The organism is Lentibacter sp. (genome assembly GCF_965657785.1).
In the GTDB taxonomy this organism is placed as follows: Bacteria; Pseudomonadota; Alphaproteobacteria; order Rhodobacterales; family Rhodobacteraceae; genus Lentibacter.
Genome location: NZ_CBFHPP010000045.1, coordinates 1 through 7,544 on the forward strand (window position 1 = coordinate 1; position 7,544 = coordinate 7,544).

Below are 7,544 nucleotides of genomic sequence, written 5' to 3' on the forward strand. Positions count from 1 at the left end.
TTTAGCATTTTGTTGAGTTGTAAGCAGTTACTCAAAAGGAACCAGCGCATATGAAGATGCACTCAGATGTGTTCTCGAATCTGCGCCCAAACCTCTCAACCGGTGTTTATAACAGTTTATAACTTTCCGTTAGAAACAACAAAGGCGCCCGAAGGCGCCTAAGTCGTTACTTTATCGTGATAAAGTGGTGAGCCGTGATGGGTTCGAACCATCGACCTACTGATTAAAAGTCAGTTGCTCTACCAACTGAGCTAACGGCCCACTAGGCGGCCTATCTAGAAAGAGAGAGGGGGGCGGTCAACCCCGAAAATCGCGGAAAGTGAGGCTGATGCTGGATTATATTGCAGCGGCGGCGTATATGCGCCCTATGAACACGCGCGAGACACATATTCCCTTCATGAAAATGCACGGGCTGGGCAATGATTTTGTCATAATCGACTCGCGCGGGCGCGGTTTGCGTGTCGATTCTGCGCTCGCAAAGGCCATGGGCGACAGACACCGCGGGGTCGGATTCGACCAGCTCGCAGAGCTGAGCGATTCTCCCACAGGCGATTTGCATCTGACGTTCTGGAACTCCGACGGCTCCACCGCTGGCGCCTGTGGCAATGCCACCCGCTGCATTGCACATCATATTCTTGCCGAGACGGGTCAGACCAAGCTGCACATCACAACCGAGCGCGGCGATCTTTACGCGCTTGACGCAGGCGAGGGCCTCACCTCGGTCAACATGGGCGCGCCGCTTTTGGAGTGGGACGAGATCCCCCTCGCCAAAGCCGTCGACACGCTGGCCTTGCCGATAGAAGGCGCCCCCACGGCGACCGGCATGGGCAACCCCCATTGCACCTTCTTTGTCGAGGATGCCGAGGCTGTCGCCGTCACAGAGCTTGGCCCAACCTATGAGCATCACCCGCTCTTTCCCGCGCGCACCAATGTCCAATGGGCCAGCCTTGTCGGCCCTGATCACATCAGAATGCGCGTCTGGGAGCGCGGCGCAGGGCTGACAGAGGCCTCGGGCACATCTTCCTGCGCCACGGTTGTGGCCGCTGCGCGACGTGGCCTTCTCAGCGGGCGCAAGGCGCGCGTTGATCTGGACGGCGGCACGCTCTTTATTGACTGGCGCGAGGATGGCGTCTGGATGACGGGGCCAAGCGCCCATGTCTTTGACGGGCAGTGGCGTCTGACATGAGCGCGCCCAAGTTCACAACACTCGGCTGCCGTCTCAACGCCTATGAGAGCGAGGCCATGCGCGAGCTGGCCACAGCCGCAGGCCTGCGCAATGTGCAGGTGATCAACACCTGCGCCGTCACAGCCGAGGCCGTGCGCAAAGCCAAAAAAGAGATCCGCAAGCTCGCCCGCGAAAATCCTGACGCGCCCATTATTGTGACAGGCTGCGCCGCGCAGACCGAGCCTGAGACATTCGCTGCCATGGCCGAAGTCACCCGCGTTGTCGGCAACCATGAAAAGATGCAGCCCGACACATGGCAGAGCCTCGCGCCTGACCTCATCGGCGAGACAGAAAAAGTCATCGTCAACGACATCATGTCGGTCACAGAGACAGCCGGCCATATGATCGACGGCTTCGGCACCCGCTCGCGCGCCTATGTGCAGGTCCAGAACGGCTGCGATCATCGCTGCACCTTCTGCATCATTCCTTATGGCCGTGGCAACTCTCGCTCCGTGCCAGCGGGCGTTGTGGTTGAACAGATCAAGCGCCTCGTCGGGCGCGGCTTCAACGAGGTTGTCCTCACTGGGGTTGATCTCACCAGTTGGGGCGCTGATTTGCCCGCCGCCCCGCGCTTTGGCGATTTGGTCATGCGTATCCTCAAGCTCGTGCCCGATTTGCCCCGCCTGCGGATCTCGTCGATCGACAGTATCGAGGCCGATGACAACCTCATGCAAGCCATCGCCACAGAGCCGCGCCTGATGCCCCATCTGCACCTCAGCCTTCAGCACGGCGACGACCTGATCCTCAAGCGCATGAAGCGGCGGCACCTGCGCGACGACGCGATCCGCTTCACCGAAGAGGCCCTCAAGCTGCGCCCCGAGATGACCTTCGGCGCGGATATCATAGCTGGCTTTCCCACCGAGACAGAGGCGCATTTCGCAAACTCCCTCAAGCTGGTGGACGACTGCCAGCTCACGTGGCTACACGTCTTCCCCTACTCTGCCCGCGAGGGCACGCCCGCCGCGCGGATGCCCGCTGTGAACGGCAAAGCCATCAAAGAGCGCGCCGCTGCCCTGCGCGCCGCAGGCGAGCGCCGCGTCGCCGCGCATCTCGCCACGCAGCAGGGCCGCCAACATTCTATCTTGATGGAAAACCCTCACATGGGCCGCACCGAACAGTTCACTGAAGTGCGCTTTGCGGCCCCCCAAACCGAAGGCGCGCTTGTCAGCGGGCGTATCACAGGGCAGGACGCGGGCGTGCTTCTCGCCGAGGCGCTCTGATGTTGCCCATAGAGCGCCCTGTCCTCTGGTCGTTCCGCCGCTGCCCCTACGCCATGCGCGCCCGTCTCGGCCTTGCCTCCGCCGAACAGCAGGTCAGCCTGCGCGAAATAGTGCTACGCGACAAACCAGAGGCTTTTCTAGCTGCTTCAAAGAGCGCCACCGTGCCTTGCCTTGACCTTGGCGCAGAGCAGATCGACGAAAGCCTCGATATCATGCTCTGGGCGCTCGGCCAAAACGACCCCGAGGCGCTTCTCGATATGCCCCCACTTGGCCATGCGCTGATCGCCGAATGCGACGGCCCCTTCAAGGCTGCGCTCGACCGCAGCAAATACGCCACCCGCTATCAAGACAGCGACCCGCTGGAAGAGCGCGCCAAGGCCAGCGCCTTTATCGCCACGCTTGAGGCCCAGCTTGGCGCAAGCCCGTGGCTCTTCGGCACCGCGCCCAAACTTGCTGATGTGGCGATCCTGCCCTTCGTGCGCCAGTTCGCGCATATCGACCAAACATGGTTTGCGGCCGAGCCTTGGCCAGCGGTCCAAAGCTGGCTCGCCGCCTTCAAGGCCTCAGACCGCTTTGCCGCCATCATGCTAAAATATCCGCCGTGGCAGCCCTGTGAGGCAGGCCACCCCTTCCCCGAAAGCTGACCCATGCACCCGAACCCCGCCTTTCGCTCCGCCGCCGACGCGCAAAACATCGCTTTCGCCCGCGAACAGAGCTTCGGCCTTTTGAGCCTCAGCACAGACGGCGCACCCCTGATCAGCCATATCCCGTTTCAGCTTTCTGAGGACGGAACACAGGCCGAGCTACACCTCGTGCGCTCCACCGAAATCACCCGCGCGCTCAAAGAGCCCACCCCCGCGCGCCTCGCCGTGCAAGGCCCGCACAGCTACATCTCGCCCGACTGGTATGACCTCCCCGATCAGGTCCCGACATGGAACTACGTCGCCGTTCACCTCACAGGCACGCTCGAGCGCCTGCCAGACAGCGCCCTTGAAGTCGTCCTTGCGCGCCTCTCGGCCCGGTTTGAGGCCCGCCTTGCGCCCAAGCCCGAATGGACCATGGGCAAAATGACCCCTGATGTGCTCGCCAAAATGATGCGCCAGATCGTCCCGTTCCGCCTCTCCATAGAGGCCGTCGAAGGCACATGGAAGCTCGGCCAGAACAAGCCGGACGCTGCCCGCCTTGGCGGGGCAGACGGGGCCGAAGCCGCAGGCCTCGGGCAAGAGGCCGCAGCCCTCGCCGCCCTCATGCGCAAGCCGCCCGCCTGACGCTAGACAGCGCCGCGCCGCGCCCCTAACGTGAGCGCCGAACAAGACGCCAACAGGACACACATCATGCAACTCATCTCTTCCGCCGCCTCTCCCTTCGTGCGCAAAGTGCACGTCGTTCTGCACGAAACAGGCCAGTCAAACGACGTTGAGGTGATTGAGGCGGGCACAACCCCGATCAACACCCCAGACCATGTGCGCGCCGCCAACCCGACAGGCAAGATCCCCGCGCTGATCCGCCCTGACGGCCCCGCGCTGCACGACAGCCGCGTGATCACCCGCTTTCTGGACGCGCGGGCCAAAAGCGGCCTCTACCCCGAGGCGCGCATCTGGGAGGTGCTCACGCTGGAAAGTATGGCCGACGCAATCATGGACGCCGCCGTGCTGATCACCTACGAAGGCCGCGTGCGCCCCGAAGCACAGCAGTCAGACGTCTGGTGCAACGCCCAGTGGGGCAAAATCAGCAGCGCGCTTGATGTGATCAACGCCCGCTGGATGAGCCACCTCGCCGGCCCGTTTGACGCCAGCCACATCGCCGTTGGCTGCGCCCTTGGCTACCTTGATCTGCGCCACGACGCGCACGGCTGGCGCACAGGCGTCGATGCGCTCGCCAAGTGGAACGAAGCTTTTCAAGACCGCGAGAGCATGAAAGCCACAGCGCCCGCCTAAGCCGCGCCTTGTCCCGCAGGGCGCAGGGCCTCTGCGGGACAGACAGGCTGCAAAGCGCGCGCCAGAGCCTCAAGAACACACCCCGCAACGCGCTCACAGGCTCCAAAACAAACGCCCGGCGCGCCCCGCGCCACGCTTTTAGACCGCGACACAACGTATCTGTAACCAATCTAAGCTAGACCTGCGCGAAAAGCGGGTTTAAGAACGCCCGCAAGAGGCTGCAGGAATCTGCGGTCCGTATCCCGTATAGGCACTTACGCCTGAGAAAAATGGAGAATGCTCGTGTCCAACGCAGAAGATCACGAAGGCACACGTAGAGATTTTATCTACTACGCCACCGCTGGTGCTGGTGCTGTCGCCGCAGGCGCTGCCGTCTGGCCCATGGTCAATCAGATGAACCCATCCGCCGATGTTCAGGCTATGTCGTCCATTCGCGTCGACACCTCAGGCATTGAAATTGGCACGCAGCTCACTGTGAAGTGGCTGGGTAAGCCTGTGTTTATCCGCCGCCGCACCGCTGAAGAAATCGAAGCGGCCCGCGCCGTGACACTGGACGAGCTGACAATCGACCAGACGTCCCAGAACAATAACAACTTCGACGCCGACGCAAGCGACGAAAACCGCGCCATGGACGAAGCCGGCGAATGGCTTGTTATGGTCGGCGTCTGCACGCACCTCGGCTGCGTTCCAATCGGCGATGGCGCTGGTGACTACGGCGGATGGTTCTGCCCCTGCCACGGCTCGCACTACGATACATCAGGCCGTATCCGCAAAGGTCCGGCCCCTCTCAATCTTCTCATTCCAGTCGCCGCCTTTGAAGGCGACGATTTGATCCTCGGATAAGGAAGCGCGCAATGTCTGGTATTCCACACGACCATTACGAGCCATCAAGTGATGGTGCAAAATGGCTTCACAAGCGCCTGCCCATCGTAGGCCTGCTTTATGACACCTTGATGATCCCGACCCCAAAAAACCTGAACTGGTGGTGGATCTGGGGCATTGTCTTGGCGTTCTGCCTTGCCTTGCAAATCATCACAGGCATCATCCTCGCGATGCATTATACACCGCACGTTGACATGGCCTTCGCCTCTGTCGAGCACATCATGCGCAACGTAAACGGCGGCCACTTCCTGCGCTATCTGCACATGAACGGCGCGTCGCTCTTCTTCTTTGCGGTCTATATCCACATCTTCCGCGGCCTCTACTACGGCTCGTATAAAGCGCCGCGTGAGGTGACTTGGATTGTCGGTATGCTCATCTTCGTTCTGATGATGGCGACAGGCTTCATGGGCTATGTTCTGCCTTGGGGTCAGATGTCCTTCTGGGGCGCAACCGTTATCACAGGCCTCTTCGGCGCGATCCCGTTTGTGGGCGAAACGCTGCAAACATGGCTCCTCGGCGGACCAGCCGTTGATAACGCAACGCTCAACCGCTTCTTCTCGCTGCACTACTTGCTGCCCTTCGTGATTGCCGCTCTGGTGATGGTCCACATCTGGGCCTTCCACACCACGGGCAACAACAACCCGACGGGTGTTCCGGTGCGCACCGACTCCAAAGCAGAAGCCGAGAAAGACACGCTGCCGTTCTGGCCCTACTTCGTGATCAAGGACCTCTTCGCGCTTGCGGTGATCCTGATGGTGTTCTGGGCAATCGTCGGCTTCATGCCAAACTACCTCGGCCACCCCGACAACTACATCGAGGCGAACGCCCTCGTGACACCGGCGCATATCGTTCCCGAGTGGTATTTCCTGCCGTTCTACGCGATCCTGCGTGCCTTTACGTCAGAAGTCTGGATCGTGATCGCGGCCAACTGGCTGACAGGCGGCATCATCACTGCGAAGTTCTTCGGTGTTCTGGCCATGTTCGGCGCGATCATCGTGATGGCCCTCGTGCCATGGCTCGATACCTCGCGCGTGCGCTCGGGCCGTTACCGCCCCATGTTTAAATGGTGGTTCTGGCTGCTGGTTGTCGACTTCATCATCCTGATGTGGCTCGGCGCAATGCCAGCCGAAGAGCCCTATGCGACCTGGTCGCTCATCGCCTCGGCCTATTGGTTCGGCTACTTCCTCGTGATCCTGCCACTCCTTGGCGTGATCGAGAAACCGCTGCCAATGCCGAACACAATCGAAGAAGACTTCGAAGCCCACTATGGCGCCAAAAGCGCCACACCGGCCGAATAAGAAAGGACAAGGGACCAATGTTTAAGAAACTTGCACTCTCCGCAGTCGCAGCCCTCGCCCTCTCAACGGGCGGTGCGCTTGCCGCGGGCGGAGCGGGCCACGTCGAAGATGTGGACTTCTCCTTCGAAGGCCCGTTTGGCGCCTTTGATCAAAACCAGCTCCAGCGCGGGCTTCAGGTCTATACTGAATCTTGCGCTGCCTGCCACGGCCTCAAGTATGTGCCGCTGCGCACATTGGGCGACGAGGGCGGCCCGCACTTCTCGGATGCTGAAGTGCGCGCCTATTCGTCAAACTTCTCGGTCTATGATGCCGAGCTGGATGACGACCGCGACGCGATCCCGACAGATCACTTCCCCGGTTCGTCGCTTGAAAACGCGCCTGACCTGTCCCTGATGGCCAAAAAGCGCGCTGGCTTCCACGGGCCCTACGGCTCGGGCATGAACCAACTCTTCAAAGGCATGGGCGGCCCCGAGTATATCTACTCGATCCTCACAGGCTACACAGGCGAAGAGAAGGAAGAGAACGGCACAGTCTTTTACGAGAACAAAGCCTTCCCGGGCGGATGGATCGCTATGGCGCCACCGCTCTATGAAGACCAGTTCGAGTTCAACGACGGCCATAGCAACTCCGAGCACCATGCTGCCGAAGATGTGTCAGCCTTCCTGATGTGGACCGCCGAGCCAAAAATGATGGCGCGCAAGCAAACAGGCTTCATCGGCGTTCTGATGCTCGCGATCCTTGCCTCGCTGCTCTACCTGACAAACAAACGCCTCTGGGCACCTCACAAGCCCAAGAAAGACTAAGCCACAAGCGCCGTGCGCGCCTTGGCTTATCTGTTTGAAAATATGACCCCCCGCTCCTTTGAGGCGGGGGGTTTTCTTTAGTGCTCTGCGCAGGCCAACACCCTTGGCACCAGCCTTGGCATCAGCCTGAGGTTTTGCGCTGCCTTTGGCATCGCGGTGGGGCGGGGGGGGGGGGGGGG

At 61.0% G+C, this 7,544-nt stretch carries 8 protein-coding genes and 1 tRNA gene; 8 read left to right on the plus strand and 1 reads right to left on the minus strand.

The window, feature by feature from the left end; genetic code table 11:
• Positions 1-185: 185 nt before the first annotated feature.
• Positions 186-261 (minus strand) — tRNA-Lys (locus ACTF58_RS13195).
• 67 nt (positions 262-328) lie between these two features.
• On the opposite strand from ACTF58_RS13195, the gene dapF reads away from it, so the two are divergent.
• The 8 genes from dapF (at position 329) to ACTF58_RS13235 (ending at position 7,365) form a co-directional block, all read left to right on the plus strand.
• Entirely contained in the window at positions 329-1,186 is an 858-nt protein-coding gene (dapF, locus tag ACTF58_RS13200; RefSeq protein WP_438992431.1) for a diaminopimelate epimerase, read from the plus strand.
• On the plus strand, positions 1,183-2,445 hold the full coding sequence (mtaB, locus tag ACTF58_RS13205) for a tRNA (N(6)-L-threonylcarbamoyladenosine(37)-C(2))-methylthiotransferase MtaB (protein ID WP_438992432.1): 1,263 nt from the start codon (positions 1,183-1,185) through the stop codon (positions 2,443-2,445). Before dapF ends, mtaB begins: the two co-directional genes overlap by 4 nt.
• Positions 2,445-3,089, plus strand: a complete 645-nt coding sequence (locus tag ACTF58_RS13210) for a glutathione S-transferase (protein WP_438992433.1) — start codon at positions 2,445-2,447, stop codon at positions 3,087-3,089. Before mtaB ends, ACTF58_RS13210 begins: the two co-directional genes overlap by 1 nt.
• Before the next feature lie 3 nt (positions 3,090-3,092).
• On the plus strand, positions 3,093-3,713 hold the full coding sequence (locus tag ACTF58_RS13215) for an FMN-binding negative transcriptional regulator (protein ID WP_438992434.1): 621 nt from the start codon (positions 3,093-3,095) through the stop codon (positions 3,711-3,713).
• 66 nt (positions 3,714-3,779) lie between these two features.
• Entirely contained in the window at positions 3,780-4,382 is a 603-nt protein-coding gene (locus ACTF58_RS13220) for a glutathione S-transferase (protein ID WP_438992435.1), read from the plus strand.
• A gap of 282 nt (positions 4,383-4,664) precedes the next feature.
• Positions 4,665-5,225: a ubiquinol-cytochrome c reductase iron-sulfur subunit gene (gene petA / locus ACTF58_RS13225; RefSeq protein ID WP_438992436.1), complete on the plus strand. Its 561-nt coding sequence runs from the start codon at positions 4,665-4,667 to the stop codon at positions 5,223-5,225.
• A gap of 11 nt (positions 5,226-5,236) precedes the next feature.
• Positions 5,237-6,562: a cytochrome b gene (petB, locus tag ACTF58_RS13230; RefSeq protein WP_438992437.1), complete on the plus strand. Its 1,326-nt coding sequence runs from the start codon at positions 5,237-5,239 to the stop codon at positions 6,560-6,562.
• A 17-nt stretch (positions 6,563-6,579) separates the two neighbouring features.
• Positions 6,580-7,365 carry a cytochrome c1 gene (locus ACTF58_RS13235; protein ID WP_438992438.1) on the plus strand — a complete coding sequence of 262 codons (786 nt, stop codon included), beginning with the start codon at positions 6,580-6,582 and terminating at the stop codon, positions 7,363-7,365.
• Positions 7,366-7,544 lie beyond the last annotated feature (179 nt).

Coding starts and splice junctions, on each gene's coding strand:
- dapF (WP_438992431.1), top strand. CDS start 329: ATGCTGGATTATATTGCAGCGGCGGCGTATATGCGCCCTATGAACACG.
- mtaB (WP_438992432.1), top strand. CDS start 1,183: ATGAGCGCGCCCAAGTTCACAACACTCGGCTGCCGTCTCAACGCCTAT.
- ACTF58_RS13210 (WP_438992433.1), top strand. CDS start 2,445: ATGTTGCCCATAGAGCGCCCTGTCCTCTGGTCGTTCCGCCGCTGCCCC.
- ACTF58_RS13215 (WP_438992434.1), top strand. CDS start 3,093: ATGCACCCGAACCCCGCCTTTCGCTCCGCCGCCGACGCGCAAAACATC.
- ACTF58_RS13220 (WP_438992435.1), top strand. CDS start 3,780: ATGCAACTCATCTCTTCCGCCGCCTCTCCCTTCGTGCGCAAAGTGCAC.
- petB (WP_438992437.1), top strand. CDS start 5,237: ATGTCTGGTATTCCACACGACCATTACGAGCCATCAAGTGATGGTGCA.
- ACTF58_RS13235 (WP_438992438.1), top strand. CDS start 6,580: ATGTTTAAGAAACTTGCACTCTCCGCAGTCGCAGCCCTCGCCCTCTCA.